We start from the raw sequence: 20,065 nt of genomic DNA, 5'->3' as shown, positions 1-20,065 counted from the left end.
AATTGTCGAGGTGTGTCATTTAAAAAAACGGGTATTGCACTGTGAAAGATCATTTTTTATCAAAATGGTGCGTATCAACATTTACTAAAGTAATACTTAACACAACAAGCAGACTAAAAACTTATTCTCAACGTTACTTGCGAAGCGTTATTTATTACCGCATCTAAAACATTATTCCAGGAGGGGAAATAAGCGTAACCTGCGATCTGATAATCACAGGAAGAGAGGCGACAATTGTTCAACACCTTTGATTGGTTCATCCAGTCGCGGTATTTCAGGCTCCATGGCGAGAATACCCGCCAGGCGACACGCTTTTTTCTCCCCCGCATATAACGATGGGTCACGCGCTGTGCAAGATGTTTATCCCCAGGCCGCAATGATGCTTAACAGGCAGGGGTTAAGAAAAGCGCGGCATGACATGGTTCACTCCGCATTTTGTATGATAATTTACAATTTTTATCATACGCAACACTTGAAAAAGTTTGAGTAAATCCTTAAAACCATAATTTAATTATGGGAATGATTTTCTATCAAACAAACGTGATGTCATGGTGAGTCATCCAATGCTCTGCCCTGAGCGTAACGCTTCCCCCGCTCATCGTCATAAATCGCAGGAAATGGCCTGACTGATGGCAATAAAGCTCATAAAAACAATGCGTTTTATTTGTCATGTTTGACACATAGCGCTATTCGTCAATTCAACTCATCGAGGCTTTTTATGTTGTCTGCAGTGTTGTCCAGAAATCTTCATGCGCGCTTGCTCTTAACTACCCTGCTTTTCGTTAACATTGCGTCCTGGATATGGGCATTTATTGCCTTTGGCCACAGTCCTACTCTGATCGCAGCAAGCCTGCTGGCATGGTGTTATGGATTACGCCATGCTGTCGATGCGGATCACATCGCGGCAATTGATAATGTCACGCGTAAAATGATGCAGCAGGGTAAGAAACCCTTCAGTGTTGGGACCTGGTTTTCGCTGGGTCACTCGACCATCGTCGTACTGGCTACTATTGCTATCGCCGCAACAGCTACTGCATTCAGCAATCAAATGGAATGGTTTCATGAAACCGGTGGGATCATTGGTACAACAGTATCTGCGGTATTTCTGATCCTTATGGCGCTGGTGAATCTCGTTATTTTGCATGGCGTCTGGCATGCTTTCCACCGACTCAAAAAAGGTGAACAAATTACGCAGGATTTTGATGCCAATACGCATGGCGGAATGATGAGTTGGGTCTTTAAAAAAACATTTCGTCTTATTTCCAGAAGCTGGCAAATGTACCTGGTCGGCTTCTTATTTGGTCTGGGTTTTGATACGGCAACAGAGATTGGCGTTCTGGGTATCTCTGCAGCCGGGGCATCCGACGGTATGTCTATCTGGTCTATTCTGGTCTTTCCCACATTGTTCACCAGTGGAATGGCGTTAATTGATACGCTGGATAACATCATCATGGTTAGCGCCTACGGCTGGGCATTTAATAAACCGCAACGCAAACTTTATTACAATATGACTATCACAGGCACATCCGTCATTGTTGCTCTTTTTATCGGCGGCACAGAAGCGTTAGGACTGCTGATGGATAAGCTGAATTTACAGGGTGGCGTTTGGGAAATTGTCGGGCTCATGAACGATAACCTGAGCAATGCGGGATTCTTTGTTGTCGGATTATTTGTTCTGTGCTGGCTGATTTCGATCCTTAATTATAAATGGAAAGGCTACGATGCACTTGCCATTGATGGCGATCGTTCCGTCTGAGCTACCTGGGGTCGGCAGAATAATGCCGACCCTCTCCGGGTGTTAAGGGATAACGTCTGTTCCTCGCTTAAAACCGCTATTCAGGTTCACATTCATTCTGTAGATTTTCCCTTCCACATAAATACCGTTAACTAAAATAGAACAGTATTGAGAGAAACGAATCGCGAAAGTGACGATCCAGGAAGAGGGCAGGATGGCAAAAGAGCAGATCAGAGCGGATATGTGCAGCGGGGATGAGAAAACCACCCGTGGCCCGCTGTCGCTGTACTCCGAGTATCAGCGCATGGAGATTGAACTGCGCGCGCCGCACGCGATGTCCGCCAGCCACTGGCATGGGCAGGTGGAGGTGAATGTGCCGTTTGATGGCGATGTGGAGTACCTGATCAATAACGAGGTGGTGCGCATCAAGCAGGGCTATATCACCCTGTTCTGGGCCTGTACGCCGCACCAGCTTACGCGCCCCGGTGAGTGTAAGCAGATGGCGATTTTCAACCTGCCGATGCATCTGTTTTTGTCATGGCCGCTGGATCGCGAGCTGATTAATCATGTGACGCACGGGATGGTGATCAAATCCCTGGCGGCGCAGCAGCTGAGCGCGTTTGAAGTGCAGCGCTGGCAGAACGATCTCAACAGCGATAACGAACAGATCCATCAACTGGCCATCGACGAAATCGCCCTGATGCTTAAGCGCTTTAGCCTCTCCGGCTGGCAGCCGATACTGGTGAATAAGACCTCGCGCACCCACAAAAACAGCGTCTCGCGCCACGCGCAGTTTTATGTCAGTCAGATGCTGGAGTTTATTGCAGTCAATTACGACCAGGTGCTGACCATTGATGCGATTGCCGAGCATGTGAAGCTGAATCCCAACTATGCGATGGGGATCTTCCAGCGGGTGATGCAACTCACCATGAAGCAGTACATTACCGCTATGCGCATCAACCATGTGCGCGCGTTGCTCAGCGACACAGATAAAACCATACTCGATATTGCGCTCACCGCCGGGTTTGGCTCCAGCAGCCGTTTTTACAGTACGTTTCGCAAATATGTGGGGATGCCGCCGCAGAGGTATCGCAAGCTTAGTCAGTTACGCAGACAGCAGCATGCGTTGTGAACGTTCCGGACCTCTGACCATTCGCCAGCTTTTGTGCCGATAGAGGTTAGCGGACCCGGAACAGTGCCTGGATAAGCGAGTAGGGTAGCCGGATGCGCGAAACACCCGGCTCTGTGGCTACAACTTAAACGCATTCACATCGTTGAGCAGTTTCCCGGCCTGGTGGCTCAGGGAGTTTGCGGCCGTGGCCATCTCTTCCACCATCGCGGCGTTTTGCTGCAAATTCCCCTCCATCTGGCTGACGGCGATATTCACCTGCTCGATGCCGTGGCTCTGCTCGGTGGAGGAGTTATTGACCTGATTGATAAGCACCGTGGTTTCATCGACCGCGCCCAATGCGTCGTTCATGCGCGTGGTGACATTCGCCGCATAATTTACACCTTCACCGACGTTTTTTATCGCTTCGTCAATTAACCCGCGAATATCCCGTGCGGCCACGGAGGAGCGCTGCGACAGGGAGCGCACTTCACCGGCAACGACCGCAAAGCCTTTGCCTTGCTCTCCGGCGCGGGCCGCTTCCACTGCCGCGTTCAGCGCGAGGATGTTGGTCTGGAAAGCAATGCCGTCGATAATGTCGGTAATTTCAGAGATTTTCGCCGAAGAAGCAGAAATATCATCAATGGATTTTTGCAGCGAACTCAGTTCCCGATGACTTTCGTTGACCATGGACTGAACCCGACCAATAAACGCATTGGCTTCCTGGGCATTGTCCATATTGTGTTTCACCGTCACTGACAGCTCGTTCATGCTGGCGGCAGTCTGTTCCAGTGACGAAGCCTGAGACTCTGTGCGGGAAGAGAGATCATCGTTACTTTTGGCGATTTCACTGGCGGCAATATCCACTTCGTTGCTGGCATCTTTTACGCTTGCCAGCACCTGGCGGATTTTATCCATCAGGTTATTAAAACTTTCTGCGGTTGCGCCAAGTTCGTCTTTTTTATGCAGATCCACTTTTACGGTTAAATCCAGCGTGTTACTGATGGTTCCCATACTGGATTGCAGGTTTTTTAAACCTTTATTCAGATAGCTAAGAATAGACGTTGCGAAAACGGCAACCAGCGCCACTAAACCAATAATGGTCCCGACCAGTAGCCAGAAGGTACTGATATATTGCTGATGGTTGTTTTGTGCATATTCTTTAGCGATATCATAATTATGCTTGAGCATGCCATTTAAATTGGCGCTGAGCGCCACGGAAGCCGTTGCCGTGACTCCGCCATCAGAAACCATTTTCCGGGCGGCTTCAATACCCCCATCGCTGTGGTAGGCAGTAATCAACGCATCCACTTTTTGCGCGTAGTCGTCAAATGAATCGCTGGTTTTTTGCTGCAACTCGCCATCCATTTTATCGCTGACCAGGTCGGTTTTGTAATAATCGAGAATGGCTCGTGTTTTTCCCAGTTCATCTTTTGCCTGGGTAATATGTTTAGTAAAGACGCTTTCATCATTAACCAGTAATGACATCAGAATTTGCCGTCTGGCTTCTTCACGGTGCTGGAGTGCTTCGCTGATCTTACTGATGCTTGGCAGGCTGTTTTCTACAACGTAATCAAAACGTTCCTGCGCTTTATCTAAAGCCCTGATGCTCAGGCTACCCAGGATGATTATTGCAACAAACGTGATAAGAAAAACAAATAACAATTTCTTCAGGATGGTCATAATGGCCTCAGAAACATTCCATAGAGAGGAGTTTTTTTTATCGGCTTCCTGATTAAAATCTTCACGGCTGTTTACGTAAAAATCGGATATTTTTTGATCTATTCTGGAATAATAAATAGCAATGCTGAAATAGTGTTTTAATACAATAAGTAACGTGTGAAGCGGTGTTTTTAAATTGTATATAATATATTCCTGGTGGGTGGTGTTGATTTCCTTGATATATCATATAAAATAAAATGTGATCGTGGTTTTATTTAATAGTGAAAAACATAAATACTATTTTTTAATGCGTTTTTTGACTAATTAAAAAAGCACGGCTTGCCGATAGTAGATATAGCATCGAGTACACAGCATTAATGTCGCCGCACCAGAAATTAGCCTGATAATACTAAGCAGGCTAATCCGGTGTTTTCGGCATTTATTTGTTGTCATCATTCTCATACAGGGCATCGAGGAGTAAGCAGATGGCACGTCAGATTACAATGTTTAAAAACCTCTCTGTAGCGGCAAAGTTATTTGGCGGCTTTTCTGTTTTGCTCGCCATTATCATTCTTTCTTCTGTATTAAGTATTTATCAGCTATCGGTTATTCGCGATCACTCGGATAAAGCACAACTGGTGACACAGATTAATGAGGATCTGAATACCGCCAGACGAAATCGCCTTGTTTTTCAGCTAAATCATGATCAAAAAACGATGGAGGCTAACCATGCCGCTATCGAAAAAATGTCGGCCGGTATTGAGCAGGGCGGTAACCTCATCTGGGAGCATGACACCGGACTGTTGTTCGAAGAACTGAAATCCACGCTTCCGCGCTATGTGGAGTTGCGCAATAACCTGCTGGCTGATGAAAATGCCACGACCCAGCAGGCCAGACAGGTTCTGGCGGCGCTGAACCACCCGGTGTTCACGGAATACAGCGATGTGATAAAAGGCAGTGCGGCTCCGCAGAAAAACGACGTCAATTACATGATGTTACTGGCGGCGTTGCAGGCAGATGCCGACGGCATTGTCGACTCTCGCGGCAAAGAAGATAAGAGCCAGTTCTCTGAGGCGCTGCAAAATGCCAACGCGCTCCACGCCCTGATAAAACAGGGGGAGGGGACGGCAGATACGGTGATGGTGGATGACGTGCATAACCAGTTGCAGAATCTGGATCGCTTAGTAGACGGCTATTTTGTCGCGCTGGCAAAAGCCCAGACGGCGTCGGATGCACTTTCGGCCGTTGCGGATAAGCTCAATACTGTCACCAATAGCCTGGCGAAAATGCAGACCGAGAAGAGTAACGCCTCCATCGGCAATGTGATTTACATTTTGCTGGTGGTCACCGTGTGTGCGGTGCTGGTTGGGATGGCGACGGCATGGCTGATTACCCGACAGATGACGCGGCAGATCCGTTACAACCTGACGCTGGCGGAAAGCATTGCCCAGGGCGATCTCACGGCCATTATTGAAGCGGAATCCACCGATGAACTGGGGCGCCTGAGCACGGCAATGGCGGCCATGAACCAGAAACTGCGCGATCTGATCTCACAAATCAAAGAGTCGGTGGTCAGCGTGGCGTCGGCATCGTCGCAGATTGCCGCTGGCAACACCGATCTCGCCTCCCGTACGGAGGAACAATCGGCGGCGGTCGTTGAAACCGCCGCCAGTATGGAAGAGCTGACCTCCACCGTAAAACGCAACGCGGATAACGCCCGCGAAGCCAGCAACCTCGCGCAGACGGCGGCGAAAAATGCGCAGAGCGGCGGCAAGCTGGTGTCGGACGTGGTGCTCACGATGGATAACATCACCGAAAGCTCCAATAAAATTAAAGACATCATCACCGTGATCAACGGTATCTCCTTCCAGACCAATATCCTCGCGCTGAACGCGGCGGTGGAAGCGGCCCGCGCCGGGGAGCAGGGGCGCGGTTTCGCCGTGGTGGCAGGTGAAGTCAGAAGCCTCGCACAGCGTAGCGCCGAGGCTGCCAAAGAGATTGAAGGGCTGATTCAGGAGTCGGTCGCCAGGGTCAGTTCCGGCTCAGAAATGGTGAACAAAGCCGGAGAAACCATGAAAGAGATTGTCTCTTCCGTGGAAGGCGTAAGCGGCATTATGACTGAGATCTCCCATGCTTCGGACGAGCAAAGTCGCGGTATTGATCAGATCAGTAAAGCGATGAGCGAACTGGACACCACCACCCAGCAAAACGCCGCGCTGGTGCAGGAGTCTTCCGCCGCCGCAGGCTCGCTTGAGCAACAATCCGGCCAGTTAAGCCGGTTGATTTCCCTGTTTAAACTGGGTCATGACGGGGAAAGTAAGTCGCATAGAACACGTACCGTTGCCGCTCAGCCAGTGGCTCAAACGGCGGCCCCGGCTGGCGAAGGGAACTGGGAGACGTTCTGAGTCAGGTCCGTAGCCAGCGCATCCGGCGGGCTACGGCGTTTCCTGATGCTCAGGAGAGATCGTGAAGATCTTTTTCCTGCAATGGCGTTAAGGTGATATCGGTAAAACGCACCTCCAGACCTTCGCGTTCGGGGGTGCAGCACATGACGCCGACGGCACATTGCGTGTGCGCAAAAGGGCAGAGCCGCAACAGCGGCCACACCTGACCGTCGGTGGAGTATTGCAGCCTGAGCGCGTCGCCTTTGCGGCTCAGCCGCAGCCAGAAGTCACCCGCATCACCGGGGAAAATACCGGTCGCCCAGTCCGACTGCCCGTGCGTCAGTACGCTGCCTATCGCTGGCGCGCCGTCGTTAAACTCGATCCCGGCTTTCAGCCAGTGTTGTTTGTCTGCCACCAGCAGAATACCTGCCTGGTCGTACAGCGCAGAGAAACGCGCCTGTATCCGCACCTGAAAGGTGAAGTCCCCCGTTACGTCGCGGACAAAACCGTGCCCGCTGAAGCGCTCAAACCCGTACCAGGTGGTTTGCCAGAAATCGGTGTTGCCATCGGTCACGACGCTGAGCCCGTCCGGCGTTTTGCGCCAGACGTGCGGCGCGTTGATCCAGTAAAAATCGTCCGACATGTTTCGTTCCTTCTCCCATAAAACGGCCTAACGAGTGTTGTCTGTGGTGGGGAATATTTCCAGCGTGAAGCATGAAATCCGCGCAACGCATTGCCGTTGAGGTAGGGTGATAATCGGGGACTTAGGTTTTTATGTTTCGCAAACGATGTGCTGCGTGCTTGAGTTTTGCATTCGGTTTAGGCGGGTTTTCCAATGCATCCATCACTTGCTTCCACGAATTTTCATTCAGAATGAGTCGAATGTACTGATCCCTCTCCTCAAGCAGGAGAGGGCAAATGAGAATATAGGGCAGCGAATCTTCTTCTCTCTTCATTAGCGAAAAGAATGGCGAAAACGTCGTTCGATCTTGTTTCCGTTCTGATCTCTGTAGCGTTCTGGTCAGATAGTTTCTGGCTCCAGTTCAAGCGCTTTCGCGATAATAGATTCACCTTTCGGCCATGGACGCTGTAATGCATTTGCCAGCGTTGATGATGCCAGTCCCGCTGCGCGGGATAGTGCAGCCAGACTGGTTCCTCGTTTCTTCAGGGCTGCGAGGATATCTGCATGATGCCAGTTATGACCTTCCATTGTGTGCTCCTTACACAGGTTGTTATGCGTTCAATTATCCCGTTTTGGGATAAAATGGCAATGAGTAGATATTCGATTTCGGGATATTTATCATGGAATCGAGCGCATGGCATCCATCTATTCAGAACAGTATCAGAGCGTGATCACAGCGCTCAAAAAAGCCCGTAAAGAGCGTGGCATCACGCAGGTTCAACTCGCAGAGGCGCTTGGTCGTCCACAATCTTTCATTGCCAAAATTGAGAGCGGTGAAAGAAGGTTAGACGTGGTTGAGTTTGTGCATTTGGCGAGATTGGTGGGATTAGAACCTGCCGATGTTTTGAAAAGAATAATATAGCAGTCCTTTAGCCTTTGTTATCTGGTTTTTTAATGATATTAGTTTGAGAATTTATTTTAGGCTGTTTTTTTATGCGATGGGGCCAGTGGTAAAGATTGAAAGGACATTATAATCAATGAGTTAATTAATACATCTCAATAATTCTCTGCCGGGCATTTTTATTCTCATGAATTTCTATAAATATAGTTATTTGTACTGCACTTTTTCATCATTTAGTCTTTTTATAAGTTATGTGTGATTTGTTTTTTTAAATCTGCAGAACTCCCCTCTTAATTGAATGGAGGGGAGCCATTAATTGATTAACTCAACCTTGGATACTGGTCCGCTATCGCGTCACCGGTAAACTGCGCTATCCACCCTTCGGGGTTATCAAAAATCCGGATAGCAGTGAAGTTCGGCTCTGAGCCCATATCAAACCAGTGCGGGGTGCCTGCGGGCACGGAGATCAGATCGTTTTTCTCGCACAGCACCTGGTAAACTTCGTTGCCGATATGCAGGCAGAACAAGCCTGCGCCTTCCACGAAGAAGCGCACTTCGTCTTCGCCGTGGGTGTGTTCGTTAAGGAACTTCGCGCGCAGCGCCTCTTTTTGCGGATTATCGGCGCGCAGGCTGATCACATCCCAGCTCTGGTAACCTTTTTCCGCCACCAGTGTGTCGATAGCGTGCTGGTAAGCGGTGATCACCGTCTCCGGCGTGGGGTCCGTGCCCAGGTCGCGGTCTGCCTGCCAGCGTTCAAATCGCACGCCTTTGGCGTTCAGCTGCTGCTGGATTTCGCTCGCTTCTGTGCTGTGCCACACCGGCGTGCTGGCATCGGTATCGGTGTAAATCGTCAGTGCGCTCATGAAGGTATCTGCTCCGGCTTAATGTTGCTGAAAGAGGGAACCTGATGATGATGGCTGGCTGCGTCATCATCACCGCGAATCAGTTGTGTGGTGCGAAAACCGGCCTCTTCGGCGGCGTCCAGCTCCTGGTGAATATCCGACAGGAACAGAATGGACGAGGGCGGCAGTCCAAGCTGCGTGGCAATATTACGGTAGGATTGCACCTCCCGCTTCGCACCCACCAGCGTATCGAAGTAACCGCTGAACAGATGAGTAATATCACCTTCGTCGCTGTAGCCAAATAACAGTTTTTGCGCAGCAACGGAGCCAGAGGAATATACATACAGATCAATGCCCTGCGCCTTCCATTTTTCAAGCTGCGGCAGCACGTCCGGGTAAAGGTGGCCGGTAAAATCGCCGTTGACGTAGCCGTCGCGCCAGATGATCCCCTGCAACGCTTTGAGCGCCGTCGACTTGCGGTCTTCATCCATAAAAGCAAACAGCACCTCGGTAAGTTCGGCTGCGCTGGCATCCGGTTGCACCACTTCTTCGCGCAGATTGTTCAGAATGGTGCTAACCGGCTCTTTATACTGCTCTGCGGTGACAAATGCGGCCAGACGCTCGCGGGCGTAAGGAAACAACACGTTATGCACAAAGCGGATATCACTGGTGGTGCCTTCAATATCGGTAACGATAGCGCGGATCATAGTCTCTCCAGCAGGCGGCGCTGCAGTTCGCATTCAAATAAAAATTCCAGCCCTTCCAGATGGCGGCGGGCTTCGGCGACATCGCGCCCCCAGCAGGTTAGCCCGTGACCACGCAGCAGAAAACCATAATGTAGCGGGTGGGTTTGTGCGGCGTCTTCAATGCGTTTTGCCAGCGCGTCGATATCCTGATCGTTATCGAAAATCGCCACTGGCACGGTGTCCAGATGGCTGGTCTGCCCGCGCAGGGATTTTTGCATCTCGTAACCATTGAGTTGCAGTGCGGCGGATTTCTCCACGCGGGAGAGCACCGTCGCGTTGACGGTATGCACATGCAGCACCGCGTTGGCTTGCGGGTAGAGGCGATAAATCAGGGTATGCAACCCGGTTTCCGCCGAGGGTTTACGGCCGGAAGGCGCATGATTGTCGGCAATGGAAACCTGCAAAAAGTCTGCGGTGGTCAGGCTGCCCTTGTCTTTACCGGATTCGCTCAGCCAGCACCAGTCGGCGTCCTGGCGCACCGACATATTGCCGCCGGTGGCTGGCGCCCAGCCTTTCGCCCCCAGCCAGTGGCAGGCGGAAACGAGTTCATGGAGTTGCAGGTTGTCTGTCATAACCCTTCCTTATAAGGAATATTGTTATCGTATAGACGTCTAAGCGTCTTGATTGCCAAATACTAACATCGTGTTATAGTGGCAGCAACATGAGTATTACAAGCAGGCACGCAACGATGAGCAATAACCCACTGATTCCTGAGAGTAAACTTCCCGCACTTGGCACCACCATCTTCACGCAAATGAGCGCGCTGGCGCAGCAGCATCAGGCGATCAATCTGTCGCAGGGCTTCCCGGATTTCGACGGCCCGCGCTATTTGCAGGAGCGGCTGGCGCACCACGTGGCGCAGGGGGCGAATCAGTACGCGCCGATGACAGGCGTGCAGGCGTTGCGCGAAGCCATTGCCGATAAAACCGAAGCGCTGTACGGCCATAAACCGGATGTGAATAGCGACATCACGGTGACTGCCGGGGCGACGGAAGCATTGTATGCGGCCATTACGGCACTGGTGCGTCAGGGTGATGAAGTTATCTGTTTTGATCCCAGTTACGACAGCTATGCGCCCGCAGTGGAACTTTCCGGCGGTGTGCTGAAGCGCATTGCGTTGCAGCCGCCGCAGTTTCGCGTCGACTGGCAGGAATTTGCCACGCTACTGAGCGATCGTACGCGGCTGGTGATCCTCAACACGCCGCACAACCCGTCGGCAACGGTGTGGCGCAATGCGGATTTTGCCGCGCTGTGGCAGGCGATTGCCGATCGTGAAATTTATGTCATCAGCGATGAAGTCTACGAACACATCTGCTTTGCCGAAGAGGGCCATGCCAGCGTGCTGGCGCACCCGCAACTGCGTGAGCGGGCGGTGGCGGTGTCGTCGTTCGGTAAGACTTATCATATGACCGGCTGGAAAGTGGGTTACTGCGTAGCGCCAGCCGCCATCAGCGCGGAGCTGCGCAAGGTGCATCAATACCTGACGTTTTCTGTCAATACGCCGGCGCAGCTGGCGCTGGCGGATATGCTGCGTGCTGCGCCTGAGCATTATCGTGAGTTGCCAGCCTTTTACCGCGCCCGCCGCGATGTACTGGTCAATGCGCTGAGCAACAGCAAGCTGGAGATTTTGCCCTGTGAAGGCACCTATTTCCTGCTGGCGGATTACAGCGCTATCTCCGATCTCGACGACGTGAGCTTTTGCCAGTGGCTGACGAAAGAGGTAGGCGTGGCGGCGATCCCGCTGTCGGTGTTCTGCGCCGATCCCTTCCCGCACAAGCTTATTCGTCTGTGCTTTGCGAAACAGGAATCGACGCTGCTGGCAGCGGCAGAGCGCCTGTGTAAACTGTAACCCTCTTCGGCGGCGCGCTCTGCGTCGCCGTTATTTGTCGCCCATGATGGTTTTCAGTTTTTCAGCATCCGGCAGGCCGACTTCCTGTTGCAGGACGTTATCTTCATTCATGTAGTAGATCGCAGGCGTGGCGTTTGCGCCGAGATCGTCCATGATTTTCTGATTGCTGTTCAGTTTTTTCATCATTTCCGGCGGGACGGATTTGGGCAAGGTCAGCGCCATTTTGCCGTTGGATTGCTCATAGTCGTGCCAGCTTTTCGCCGGATCTTTCGCGCTCAGAATGGCGGCCGCCGCGGCCGGGCTTTCCGGTTTGATCACGCCGACCAGCAAGGTACGGATCTGCACTTTGCCGGACTCTACCCACGGGCGTGCCTGCTGCCAGAACTGCTTGCAATAGGGGCAGTAAGGATCGGCGAACACATACACCACCCGCGGTGCCTCTTTTTTGCCATCCAGGATCCAGTCGGCTTTTTCCATCTGTTGCCACAGCGCGCGCCCGGCAGGCGCGTAGATCTCTTTGGCGATCAATTTTTCGCTCAGGTTGCTGCCTGCCTCGTCATACATATAGCCGGAGATGGCGTGTTTGCCGTCCGGCGTCAGGTAAATGGTGACCCCCATGTCCTGGTATTTGCCGAGATAGCCTTTCATGCCGCCGGGTGCGTCAAAGGATTTGATAATGGTGATGCCTTGCTTTTCAATGGCTTTTACCGGCGCGGGCAGCTCTTCCGCGTGCAGGGTGAGCGGGAGCAATGTCAGCATTAACAGGCGCTTGAACATAAAAATCCTTATAAAATCAATGGGTAAAATTCAACTTAGATCAAACCTATCACAGCCATAGATAAGACCCCGTCCGGCTGGCATTGTCGCGGGACGCCGGGGATGGTCTAATCGATTTGCTTGATGACCTTTGGTTATGAGCGCAACACATTGCCAGCTTGCTGGCGCTGAAGCACCCACGGGTATTTCAGGTATCGAGGCCACCCGTCGCGGTGGCCTTTTTACGTTTGGCAAATTGATCGTTCACAAGGTTGCTTGTTGCGGGTTGTTAGCTAACGCTTATTGATTTGATAATGCAAACGCATTAGCCCTGTCACACAAAGTTCGTTAACTTACACCCCAACGAAAACACGGAGGAAGTATAGATGTCCTTAATTAATACCAAGATTAAACCTTTTAAAAACCAGGCGTTCAAAAACGGTGAGTTCATCGAAGTAACCGAGAAAGATACCGAAGGCCGCTGGAGCGTCTTCTTCTTCTACCCGGCTGACTTCACCTTCGTATGCCCGACCGAACTGGGCGACGTGGCTGATCACTACGACGAACTGCAGAAACTGGGTGTGGACGTATACTCTGTTTCCACCGATACCCATTTTACCCACAAAGCATGGCACAGCAGCTCTGACACCATCGCGAAAATCAAATACGCGATGATCGGCGACCCGACAGGTGCCCTGACCCGTAACTTCGAAAACATGCGTGAAGACGAAGGTCTGGCTGACCGCGGTACCTTTATCGTTGACCCGCAGGGCATCATCCAGGCTATCGAAGTGACCGCTGAAGGCATCGGCCGCGACGCGTCTGACCTGCTGCGTAAAGTGAAAGCGGCGCAGTATGTTGCTTCTCACCCAGGCGAAGTGTGCCCGGCGAAATGGAAAGAAGGCGATGCGACGCTGGCTCCGTCTCTGGACCTGGTTGGTAAAATCTAAATTTCCCGGCGTCTTTCACGGCATAGCGGCGTTGGCGTCTCCTGCTCACCCCGGTCGCTTACTGGTGTAAGCTTCCGGGGTGAGCAGGCTGGCCGCCTTGCTCTGACGCGAAATACTGGGGAAATTATCTTGCAAACGGGTGCTTTTTGGGGCCCGTTTTATTCAGCACCATGATGCAAGTTGCATTGATGCAGCCTCACATGATTCGGCTTGCATGATGATGTTTTAAGAGAGGGAATGACGATGCTCGACACCAATATGAAAACGCAACTCAAGGCGTACCTTGAGAAACTGACCAAACCTGTTGAGCTGATTGCTACGCTGGATGACAGCGCGAAATCGGCAGAAATCAAGGAACTGCTGGCTGAAATCGCGGAACTGTCAGACAAGGTCTCCTTCAAAGAAGACAACAGCCTGGCGGTGCGTAAACCCTCATTCCTGATAACGAACCCAGGCTCGAACAACGGCCCGCGCTTTGCCGGTTCGCCGCTCGGTCATGAATTTACCTCCCTGGTGCTGGCGCTGCTGTGGACCGGTGGGCATCCGTCAAAAGAAGCGCAGGCGTTGCTGGAGCAGATCCGCGATCTCGACGGGGATTTTGCCTTTGAAACCTATTACTCGCTCTCCTGCCATAACTGCCCGGACGTGGTGCAGGCGCTGAACCTGATGGCGGTGCTGAATCCGCGCATCACACATACGGCAATTGATGGCGGCACTTTCCAGAACGAAATCACCGATCGTAACGTGATGGGTGTTCCGGCGGTGTTCGTGAACGGCAAAGAGTTTGGCCAGGGGCGTATGACGCTGGCGGAGATCGTCGCCAAAATTGATACCGGTGCAGAGAAACGTGCGGCGGAAGAACTGAATAAACGCGATGCCTACGATGTGCTGATTGTGGGTTCCGGCCCGGCAGGCGCAGCGGCAGCAGTCTACTCTGCCCGTAAAGGCATCCGTACTGGTCTGATGGGCGAGCGCTTTGGCGGCCAGGTGCTGGATACGGTCGACATTGAAAACTACATTTCCGTGCCGAAAACCGAAGGTCAGAAACTGGCTGGCGCGCTGAAAGCGCACGTGGCTGAGTATGATGTGGACGTGATTGACAGCCAGAGCGCCAGCAAACTGACGCCAGCGGCGGTTGAAGGCGGCCTGCATCAGATTGAAACCGCCTCCGGCGCGGTGCTGAAAGCACGCAGCATCATCATTGCCACCGGCGCGAAATGGCGCAACATGAACGTACCGGGTGAAGATGAGTATCGCACCAAAGGCGTGACCTACTGCCCGCACTGCGACGGCCCGCTGTTTAAAGGCAAACGCGTGGCGGTGATTGGCGGCGGCAACTCCGGTGTGGAAGCGGCTATCGATCTCGCCGGGATTGTTGAGCACGTCACGTTGCTGGAGTTCGCTCCTGAGATGAAAGCGGATCAGGTGTTGCAGAATAAGCTGCGTAGCCTGAAAAACGTCGACATCGTGCTGAATGCGCAGACCACCGAAGTGAAAGGCGACGGCAGTAAAGTGACCGGTCTTGAGTACCGCGATCGTGTCAGTGGTGATGTGCACCACGTGGCGCTGGCGGGGATCTTTGTGCAGATTGGTCTGCTGCCGAACACCACCTGGCTGGAAGGCGCAATTGAGCGCAACCGCATGGGTGAAATCATTATCGATACCCGTTGTGAAACCAGCGTGAAAGGCGTGTTTGCGGCCGGTGACTGCACGACGGTGCCGTACAAACAGATCATTATTGCTTCGGGTGAGGGGGCTAAAGCGTCGCTGAGCGCGTTTGACTACCTGATCCGTACTAAAACTGCATAATCAAAAAAAGTAAGACTACACCTGCAAACAAAAGAGGCTGCCTTTGGGTAGCCTCTTTTTTTATGCCCGCAGGTGGCTTGCGCCTGACCGGGTCTACCTGACGACCAGCACCGGGATATGCGCGTGACGCACAATATTGGCGGCGTTGGAGCCGAGCAGGTGAGTGGAGATAGACGGATTGCGCGAGGCAATCACCACCATATCGGCATGCAGTTCTTCAGCTAACTCATTCAGCACATCGCGCACGTTACCAAAACGAACATGGGTATGAATACGTGAGGAGTCGATATTAAAGTGCGTGATCATGGTGCTGAGGCGCGTTTGTGCTTCGTGTTGCAGATGCTCTTCAAAACGGCGTAAATCGGCGGCGAAGCGGTGCAGACTCAGGCTGGCGGAGGCGGGTAATACATGCAGCAAATGGATAACGCCTTCGCTCTGAGCGAGAAATTCAGCGTGACGCACGGCTTTGTCGCTTAACTCCATTTCGAAAACATCGACCGGCATAATGATTGTCTGATACATAAACGCTTCTCCCTGTAGGTTATGTCCATCTGATTGAAGCATAAAGGGCAGAAATATTTTGTTGCCTGGCTGGCAAATATAAAAATGGGTGGGAAAAGGACGGAAAGAGGATGCGGGCGCATCCTCTGCAAAACAAAGCAGCGGCGCGATCAGAGCATAAAATCGCCAGCGGCTTCGGGCTGGTAAAGGAGCTCCAGCACTTCGAGATCGGCTGTGGCGCCGCCGGGTAATGCCCAGTGAATACTGTCGCCAACCCGTAAGCCCAACAGCGCCGCGCCGACCGGGGCCAGTACCGACAATTGGCTGGTGCTGTCGGTCATTTGCGCCGGGTAGACCAGCGTGCGGACACGCTCTTCGCCGCTTTTCAGCTCGCGAAATTTCACCCGACTGTTCATCGTCACCACATCGTGCGGCATGGCTTCCGGCGCGCACATTTGTGCACGATCCAGTTCTTCATTCAGCGCATCCGCGACCGGCAGGCTGGCGTGAGCCGGTTGCTCAAGCAGTCGGTCGAGGCGCTCGGCGTCTCGCTCATTAATGATAATGGCAGGTCTGGACATCTGTTACTCCTGTTACTCCATGTCGTTTAAGCGGCAGCGCCGCCTGATTGATCCAAAGAAAAACCCTCGCCGACGGGCAGCGAGGGTTTGTCTACAAGGGATGATACTGACAGCGTAGCAAACTGTGAAGTGACACGGCGCACATTTGCCGGAATTGAGCCGGATCAGTAACCCACCTTGTCGATGACAAACTGTGCGCCACAGTTGCCAGGATGCGGCTGCGCGAGCAGCGAGGTTGCCGATAATGGCGCGTTGATGGCATCGGCTTTGATGGCAATTTGCATTTCTGTTAGCCACGCCGGGTTGCCGCTACAGATCAGTTTTACCGCTTTCACACCCTGCTCGCCGTAAGCCTTGGCAACCGCGCTATCGAACGCCGCGCGGGTCACCGTTTTGCCGTAGTTGTCCGCCAGGAAAGTACCAAGGGCGTTCTGTTTGATTTCGGTATTCATGCGGACCATTGCGCCGAAATAGTCATCCGGATCGAAGCCAAAGCAGACGCCATGTTTGGCGTATTCGTAGCGCTCGAGGCAGGAGTTGCCGCCTGCGCCTGGCATCACGTCATTCAGCTTGTTGGCCATTTCAAGGGAGAGGCCGGTTTCGGCAGCGGCGCATTTCCGGCTGGCTTTGGCCTCCGGCATATTGGGAATCGGGCGGGTGGCGCACCCGTAGCGCATCCAGCGGTTTTCATCGACCCCGCGCGCGGCAATGGATTTCGGTAAACCGGGCCACAGGCCATGAACTGTCAGAAAATCCACTTTATGCGGCAGCTCTTTTTGCAGGCGGCATTCGTCGGGCTCGTTGCGCCCATTAACATGCTGGCTTTGGCAAAAACCGGTTTGCCACGAGAGCGCCAGCACATAGCGGTCATAATCCCCATACTGTTTGGGCTGAAGCGGCGCGGCGTGGGCACATGAGAACAGTACCCCGGTAGCGCAAAGGCTGACGGCGAGTCCCTGTCTGAACATTTCAATTCCTGATGAATGTGTTTGGATGATTACAGGAAATAATTAAAGCATAAAAAAAAGCGCCAGGCTGGCGCTTTTTCATCCGTCAGAAGGCCTTAGTGCACTGCAACGCCCGGCACCAGGATCTCGGTTGCGATAATCACCACAATCAGCCCGACAGCCACCGGCACCGAGGTGCGTTTTACCACTTCAAACGGTGAGATATTGGCCATGCCTGCGACCGCCACCACAACGCCGGATACCGGGGAGATGGTACGACCCAGGTTTGACGCTTGCAGCATCGGAATGGACAGATACGCCGGGTTAATGCCGGACTCATGCGCCAGTTTCGGGATCATCTCGACAAAGGCGTAAAACGGCGCATTACCGGAGCCGGTGGTCATTGCAGCCAGCATGGTGAGGATCACCAGCACCAGCATCAAAATAATGCTTGCCGAGCCGAAGGAGGTGGCAATCGAGATCAGGCTCTGAATAAAGCCGATGGTGCTCAGCCCCTGGGCAAAGACGCCCGCCGCTACCAGCAGCATGACGACACCGGCAAACGCATCCGCCATGCCGCGATACGCCACTTCAAGGCCGGAGAAGACTTTCTGCGTGTTGAAGCCGCGTCCGAATTCCAGCACCGCCGCCAGCAACATGCAGATCACCAGAATAGTGATGATGTGCAGCTCAGGCCCCCATTTACCGTCGAAAATCAGCACGCCGATAATCGGTGTAAACGGCAGGATGGCGTAGAACATCGGCGCACTGGTGGTGATATCTTTCACATCCAGCATTTCAGTGACGATGTGTTCTTTCTTGTCCAGGTAACGTTGCCAGAAGAAGTGGGCAATCGCCATGGCGATAATCGCGGCAATGGAGATCGGTAGCGTGGTTTTAAAGGCAAAATCCACCAGTGGCATTTCCGCTGCTTTGGCCGCCAGCACCACGTCGCCGGAGGTTGGCGAGAGAATAATTGCCGCCGGAGAGGCGCAAATCGCCGCTGCTGCGCCGCGACTGATCCCGACATTCACCATCACCGGGAACAGCGTCGCCATAAGCAGTACACCCAAACCGGTTGCTGACGACACCGCCAGCGACATCAGGCAGGCGACGAAGTAGGCGGCAATCATCAGTAAATAAGGGGAGTTGATAAAACGCAGCGGGCGGGAGGCCAGTTTCACCACCATATCGTTCGCACCGATATGCGTCATATAGGCGGCAAACCCGCACAGCATCATGATCATCATGCCGAGATCGCCACCGCGACTCATCAGCAGGATCTTCACGTATTCCACAATATCGGTGGCGCTGTAACCGGTGCTGGTCGCGCTGCCGGGCAATATTTTATGGCCCATTAACGCACTGACGATTAATAACGCCAGACCGCCGACGAACAGCACGCCGGTGGCGGAATACCCTTTGATGATGTAGCGCGCGACGCCGACAATCACCACCACGCCGATCAGCAGTTCAATGAGTGTAGAAATCATGTTATTGGCCCCGGAAGTTGACCTGAAAAGATAAGTAAGTAAAAAAACAGGAGTCGCAATGTGCCGAATAACATCTTTTCTGTAGATGATTAAAATCAACAAAGCGACGCTTTGAGCGGAATATCGCGTGAAATTGCTATTCAGCCGAAAAATAAAAAGCAGCGATAAATAATCGGCAAGAATGATAGTAGCGAATTTGTTTATTTAATGATAATTCCTGGTTAATGATTTTACTGTTATTTGCGGCAATAACCTGCCCGACGTAAATTTGTTAAAAAAATCTTTAAAAATAAAAACTGTCCTGCTTATACTCGCCGTTAATTCCCGTTCACCTTCAGGTAGTGTATGCACGCTGGCTGGCTATACCGACTGCGCTTTATTAAGCGGCATCTGCTGATGCTGCTGATGGCGTTTGGTTGGTTACTGATCCAAAGCCAGGTGGCGATTGCGTCCCACGATTGTGATGTCAGCGTGCAGGGTGAAACGGTGATGGTCCAGCATATGGACCATATGATGATGGCGGACAACGCGCCGCAAATGAACGCCATGAAAACGCCATTGTGCGAAAAACATTGTGTTCCGGACCTGGCGCAAAAAGACACGCCGCATCAACCGCTGGTGGCGCTGCCGTCAACGCTCGCCATTGCGGTGGTTAAACCCGTTTGTACCGACGTTTCCCGCGAGGGATGGTCATTAACCCCGCCTGCCGCAGGCCCGCCGGCAACGATCCGTTTTTGCCGGTATCGGGAGTAGATAACTGTTAATCCATTGAATTTTAATAATTTTATGATTAACAGGAGTCTTATTATGCGTTCTCATGTACTTTGTGCGCTGACTGGCGTACTGCTGTTCTCTTTCACCGCCGCTCAGGCGCAAACCACCCACGACATGCAAGGCATGCAACACGACATGCAGGGCATGCACGATATGTCGCAGCACCAGGCTATGCAGTCCCAGGTCTACCAAAGCCAGGGCGTGGTCAAAAAGGTCTCTGCGCAATCTGTCTCTATCGCCCATACCGCCATTCCTGCCCTTAACTGGCCGCCAATGACCATGCAGTTTGCACGCCCTCAGGGGAGTGCATTGCCTGCTGTGAAGCCTGGCGATAAGGTCAGTTTTACCTTCGTCCAGCATGACGATGGATACCAGCTCGTTTCATTGACGCCACAAGCGTAACCG

Annotated in this window: 21 protein-coding genes; 9 read left to right on the top strand and 12 right to left on the bottom strand. The window is 52.5% G+C overall.

Translation table 11 applies throughout. The annotated features are described in order from the left end of the window. Positions 1 to 718: 718 nt before the first annotated feature. Together ACQ3G7_RS04750 and melR are read left to right on the top strand one after the other, a co-directional pair. Positions 719 to 1,756, top strand: coding sequence for a HoxN/HupN/NixA family nickel/cobalt transporter (locus ACQ3G7_RS04750; RefSeq protein ID WP_430889015.1), 1,038 nt, complete (start codon positions 719 to 721; stop codon positions 1,754 to 1,756). Between the two features lie 193 nt (positions 1,757 to 1,949). Continuing rightward, positions 1,950 to 2,867 (top strand): transcriptional regulator MelR, encoded by a 918-nt coding sequence (gene melR / locus ACQ3G7_RS04745; RefSeq protein ID WP_430889014.1) that lies wholly within the window; start codon positions 1,950 to 1,952, stop codon positions 2,865 to 2,867. Positions 2,868 to 2,984: 117 nt separating this feature from the next. On the opposite strand, the gene ACQ3G7_RS04740 is transcribed toward melR, so the two are convergent. Then, a complete protein-coding gene (locus ACQ3G7_RS04740) occupies positions 2,985 to 4,526 on the bottom strand; it encodes a methyl-accepting chemotaxis protein (RefSeq protein ID WP_430889013.1) in 1,542 nt (513 codons plus the stop codon). Positions 4,527 to 4,990: 464 nt separating this feature from the next. On the opposite strand from ACQ3G7_RS04740, the gene ACQ3G7_RS04735 reads away from it, so the two are divergent. Continuing rightward, positions 4,991 to 6,910 (top strand): methyl-accepting chemotaxis protein, encoded by a 1,920-nt coding sequence (locus tag ACQ3G7_RS04735; RefSeq protein ID WP_430889012.1) that lies wholly within the window; start codon positions 4,991 to 4,993, stop codon positions 6,908 to 6,910. A gap of 49 nt (positions 6,911 to 6,959) precedes the next feature. Here the strand turns inward: ACQ3G7_RS04735 and ACQ3G7_RS04730 are convergent, their stop codons facing one another. From ACQ3G7_RS04730 to ACQ3G7_RS04720, 3 genes are all read right to left on the bottom strand, one after another. Continuing rightward, positions 6,960 to 7,532, bottom strand: coding sequence for a DUF1349 domain-containing protein (locus ACQ3G7_RS04730; protein WP_430889011.1), 573 nt, complete (start codon positions 7,530 to 7,532; stop codon positions 6,960 to 6,962). Positions 7,533 to 7,653: 121 nt separating this feature from the next. After that, positions 7,654 to 7,845: a type II toxin -antitoxin system TacA 1-like antitoxin gene (locus ACQ3G7_RS04725; protein WP_430889010.1), complete on the bottom strand. Its 192-nt coding sequence runs from the start codon at positions 7,843 to 7,845 to the stop codon at positions 7,654 to 7,656. 65 nt (positions 7,846 to 7,910) lie between these two features. After that, positions 7,911 to 8,099 (bottom strand): helix-turn-helix domain-containing protein, encoded by a 189-nt coding sequence (locus ACQ3G7_RS04720; RefSeq protein ID WP_430889009.1) that lies wholly within the window; start codon positions 8,097 to 8,099, stop codon positions 7,911 to 7,913. A 106-nt stretch (positions 8,100 to 8,205) separates the two neighbouring features. Between ACQ3G7_RS04720 and ACQ3G7_RS04715 the strand changes: the two genes are divergently transcribed. Continuing rightward, positions 8,206 to 8,433, top strand: a complete 228-nt coding sequence (locus tag ACQ3G7_RS04715) for a helix-turn-helix domain-containing protein (protein WP_430889008.1) — start codon at positions 8,206 to 8,208, stop codon at positions 8,431 to 8,433. 299 nt (positions 8,434 to 8,732) lie between these two features. Here ACQ3G7_RS04715 and ACQ3G7_RS04710 read toward each other — a convergent pair whose 3' ends face one another. From ACQ3G7_RS04710 to ACQ3G7_RS04700, 3 genes are read right to left on the bottom strand one after another with little or no spacing between them, the layout of a single operon-like run. Beyond that, positions 8,733 to 9,275 (bottom strand): 1,2-dihydroxy-3-keto-5-methylthiopentene dioxygenase, encoded by a 543-nt coding sequence (locus ACQ3G7_RS04710; protein ID WP_430889007.1) that lies wholly within the window; start codon positions 9,273 to 9,275, stop codon positions 8,733 to 8,735. Then, the gene (mtnC, locus tag ACQ3G7_RS04705) at positions 9,272 to 9,961 is read right to left on the bottom strand and encodes an acireductone synthase (protein ID WP_430889006.1); all 690 of its coding nucleotides are present in this window, start codon (positions 9,959 to 9,961) and stop codon (positions 9,272 to 9,274) included. Before mtnC ends, ACQ3G7_RS04710 begins: the two co-directional genes overlap by 4 nt. Continuing rightward, the gene (locus tag ACQ3G7_RS04700) at positions 9,958 to 10,572 is read right to left on the bottom strand and encodes a methylthioribulose 1-phosphate dehydratase (protein WP_430889005.1); all 615 of its coding nucleotides are present in this window, start codon (positions 10,570 to 10,572) and stop codon (positions 9,958 to 9,960) included. Before ACQ3G7_RS04700 ends, mtnC begins: the two co-directional genes overlap by 4 nt. A 116-nt stretch (positions 10,573 to 10,688) precedes the next feature. Here ACQ3G7_RS04700 and ACQ3G7_RS04695 point away from each other — a divergent pair, with 116 nt between their 5' ends. After that, the gene (locus tag ACQ3G7_RS04695) at positions 10,689 to 11,849 is read left to right on the top strand and encodes a pyridoxal phosphate-dependent aminotransferase (RefSeq protein WP_430889004.1); all 1,161 of its coding nucleotides are present in this window, start codon (positions 10,689 to 10,691) and stop codon (positions 11,847 to 11,849) included. A 30-nt stretch (positions 11,850 to 11,879) separates the two neighbouring features. Here ACQ3G7_RS04695 and dsbG read toward each other — a convergent pair whose 3' ends face one another. Further along, complete coding sequence (gene dsbG / locus ACQ3G7_RS04690; protein WP_061494417.1) at positions 11,880 to 12,626, bottom strand: thiol:disulfide interchange protein DsbG; 747 nt, start codon at positions 12,624 to 12,626, stop codon at positions 11,880 to 11,882. A gap of 365 nt (positions 12,627 to 12,991) precedes the next feature. On the opposite strand from dsbG, the gene ahpC reads away from it, so the two are divergent. Beyond that, positions 12,992 to 13,555, top strand: coding sequence for an alkyl hydroperoxide reductase subunit C (ahpC, locus tag ACQ3G7_RS04685; RefSeq protein ID WP_061494418.1), 564 nt, complete (start codon positions 12,992 to 12,994; stop codon positions 13,553 to 13,555). Between the two features lie 243 nt (positions 13,556 to 13,798). Continuing rightward, positions 13,799 to 15,364, top strand: a complete 1,566-nt coding sequence (gene ahpF / locus ACQ3G7_RS04680; RefSeq protein ID WP_430889003.1) for an alkyl hydroperoxide reductase subunit F — start codon at positions 13,799 to 13,801, stop codon at positions 15,362 to 15,364. Between the two features lie 93 nt (positions 15,365 to 15,457). On the opposite strand, the gene uspG is transcribed toward ahpF, so the two are convergent. The 4 genes from uspG to dcuC all read right to left on the bottom strand — a co-directional run bounded on the left by uspG (position 15,458) and on the right by dcuC (position 18,883). Next, complete coding sequence (gene uspG, locus ACQ3G7_RS04675) at positions 15,458 to 15,886, bottom strand: universal stress protein UspG (protein ID WP_061494420.1); 429 nt, start codon at positions 15,884 to 15,886, stop codon at positions 15,458 to 15,460. A gap of 149 nt (positions 15,887 to 16,035) precedes the next feature. Then, on the bottom strand, positions 16,036 to 16,446 hold the full coding sequence (gene rnk, locus ACQ3G7_RS04670) for a nucleoside diphosphate kinase regulator (protein ID WP_430889002.1): 411 nt from the start codon (positions 16,444 to 16,446) through the stop codon (positions 16,036 to 16,038). A gap of 164 nt (positions 16,447 to 16,610) precedes the next feature. Next, complete coding sequence (gene rna / locus ACQ3G7_RS04665) at positions 16,611 to 17,414, bottom strand: ribonuclease I (RefSeq protein ID WP_430889001.1); 804 nt, start codon at positions 17,412 to 17,414, stop codon at positions 16,611 to 16,613. Between the two features lie 95 nt (positions 17,415 to 17,509). Further along, a complete protein-coding gene (gene dcuC, locus ACQ3G7_RS04660; protein WP_430889333.1) occupies positions 17,510 to 18,883 on the bottom strand; it encodes an anaerobic C4-dicarboxylate transporter DcuC in 1,374 nt (457 codons plus the stop codon). A gap of 348 nt (positions 18,884 to 19,231) precedes the next feature. On the opposite strand from dcuC, the gene ACQ3G7_RS04655 reads away from it, so the two are divergent. After that, positions 19,232 to 19,639, top strand: coding sequence for a DUF2946 domain-containing protein (locus ACQ3G7_RS04655; RefSeq protein ID WP_430889000.1), 408 nt, complete (start codon positions 19,232 to 19,234; stop codon positions 19,637 to 19,639). Positions 19,640 to 19,693: 54 nt separating this feature from the next. Next, positions 19,694 to 20,062: a copper-binding protein gene (locus ACQ3G7_RS04650; protein ID WP_263097541.1), complete on the top strand. Its 369-nt coding sequence runs from the start codon at positions 19,694 to 19,696 to the stop codon at positions 20,060 to 20,062. Positions 20,063 to 20,065 lie beyond the last annotated feature (3 nt).

It is taken from the genome of Kosakonia sp. N21 (assembly GCF_050587465.1).
Lineage (GTDB): Bacteria > Pseudomonadota > Gammaproteobacteria > Enterobacterales > Enterobacteriaceae.
The sequence above is the reverse complement of the archived record's forward strand: the minus strand, read 5'-3'. Positions and strand labels throughout refer to the sequence as shown.

Excerpts from the sequence above, each read along its gene's own strand:
- ACQ3G7_RS04750 (WP_430889015.1), top strand. The coding sequence starts at position 719 with ATGTTGTCTGCAGTGTTGTCCAGAAATCTTCATGCGCGCTTGCTCTTA.
- melR (WP_430889014.1), top strand. The coding sequence starts at position 1,950 with ATGGCAAAAGAGCAGATCAGAGCGGATATGTGCAGCGGGGATGAGAAA.
- ACQ3G7_RS04740 (WP_430889013.1), bottom strand. The coding sequence starts at position 4,526 with ATGACCATCCTGAAGAAATTGTTATTTGTTTTTCTTATCACGTTTGTT.
- ACQ3G7_RS04735 (WP_430889012.1), top strand. The coding sequence starts at position 4,991 with ATGGCACGTCAGATTACAATGTTTAAAAACCTCTCTGTAGCGGCAAAG.
- ACQ3G7_RS04730 (WP_430889011.1), bottom strand. The coding sequence starts at position 7,532 with ATGTCGGACGATTTTTACTGGATCAACGCGCCGCACGTCTGGCGCAAA.
- ACQ3G7_RS04725 (WP_430889010.1), bottom strand. The coding sequence starts at position 7,845 with ATGAAGAGAGAAGAAGATTCGCTGCCCTATATTCTCATTTGCCCTCTC.
- ACQ3G7_RS04720 (WP_430889009.1), bottom strand. The coding sequence starts at position 8,099 with ATGGAAGGTCATAACTGGCATCATGCAGATATCCTCGCAGCCCTGAAG.
- ACQ3G7_RS04715 (WP_430889008.1), top strand. The coding sequence starts at position 8,206 with ATGGCATCCATCTATTCAGAACAGTATCAGAGCGTGATCACAGCGCTC.
- ACQ3G7_RS04710 (WP_430889007.1), bottom strand. The coding sequence starts at position 9,275 with ATGAGCGCACTGACGATTTACACCGATACCGATGCCAGCACGCCGGTG.
- mtnC (WP_430889006.1), bottom strand. The coding sequence starts at position 9,961 with ATGATCCGCGCTATCGTTACCGATATTGAAGGCACCACCAGTGATATC.
- ACQ3G7_RS04700 (WP_430889005.1), bottom strand. The coding sequence starts at position 10,572 with ATGACAGACAACCTGCAACTCCATGAACTCGTTTCCGCCTGCCACTGG.
- ACQ3G7_RS04695 (WP_430889004.1), top strand. The coding sequence starts at position 10,689 with ATGAGCAATAACCCACTGATTCCTGAGAGTAAACTTCCCGCACTTGGC.
- dsbG (WP_061494417.1), bottom strand. The coding sequence starts at position 12,626 with ATGTTCAAGCGCCTGTTAATGCTGACATTGCTCCCGCTCACCCTGCAC.
- ahpC (WP_061494418.1), top strand. The coding sequence starts at position 12,992 with ATGTCCTTAATTAATACCAAGATTAAACCTTTTAAAAACCAGGCGTTC.
- ahpF (WP_430889003.1), top strand. The coding sequence starts at position 13,799 with ATGCTCGACACCAATATGAAAACGCAACTCAAGGCGTACCTTGAGAAA.
- uspG (WP_061494420.1), bottom strand. The coding sequence starts at position 15,886 with ATGTATCAGACAATCATTATGCCGGTCGATGTTTTCGAAATGGAGTTA.
- rnk (WP_430889002.1), bottom strand. The coding sequence starts at position 16,446 with ATGTCCAGACCTGCCATTATCATTAATGAGCGAGACGCCGAGCGCCTC.
- rna (WP_430889001.1), bottom strand. The coding sequence starts at position 17,414 with ATGTTCAGACAGGGACTCGCCGTCAGCCTTTGCGCTACCGGGGTACTG.
- ACQ3G7_RS04655 (WP_430889000.1), top strand. The coding sequence starts at position 19,232 with ATGCACGCTGGCTGGCTATACCGACTGCGCTTTATTAAGCGGCATCTG.
- ACQ3G7_RS04650 (WP_263097541.1), top strand. The coding sequence starts at position 19,694 with ATGCGTTCTCATGTACTTTGTGCGCTGACTGGCGTACTGCTGTTCTCT.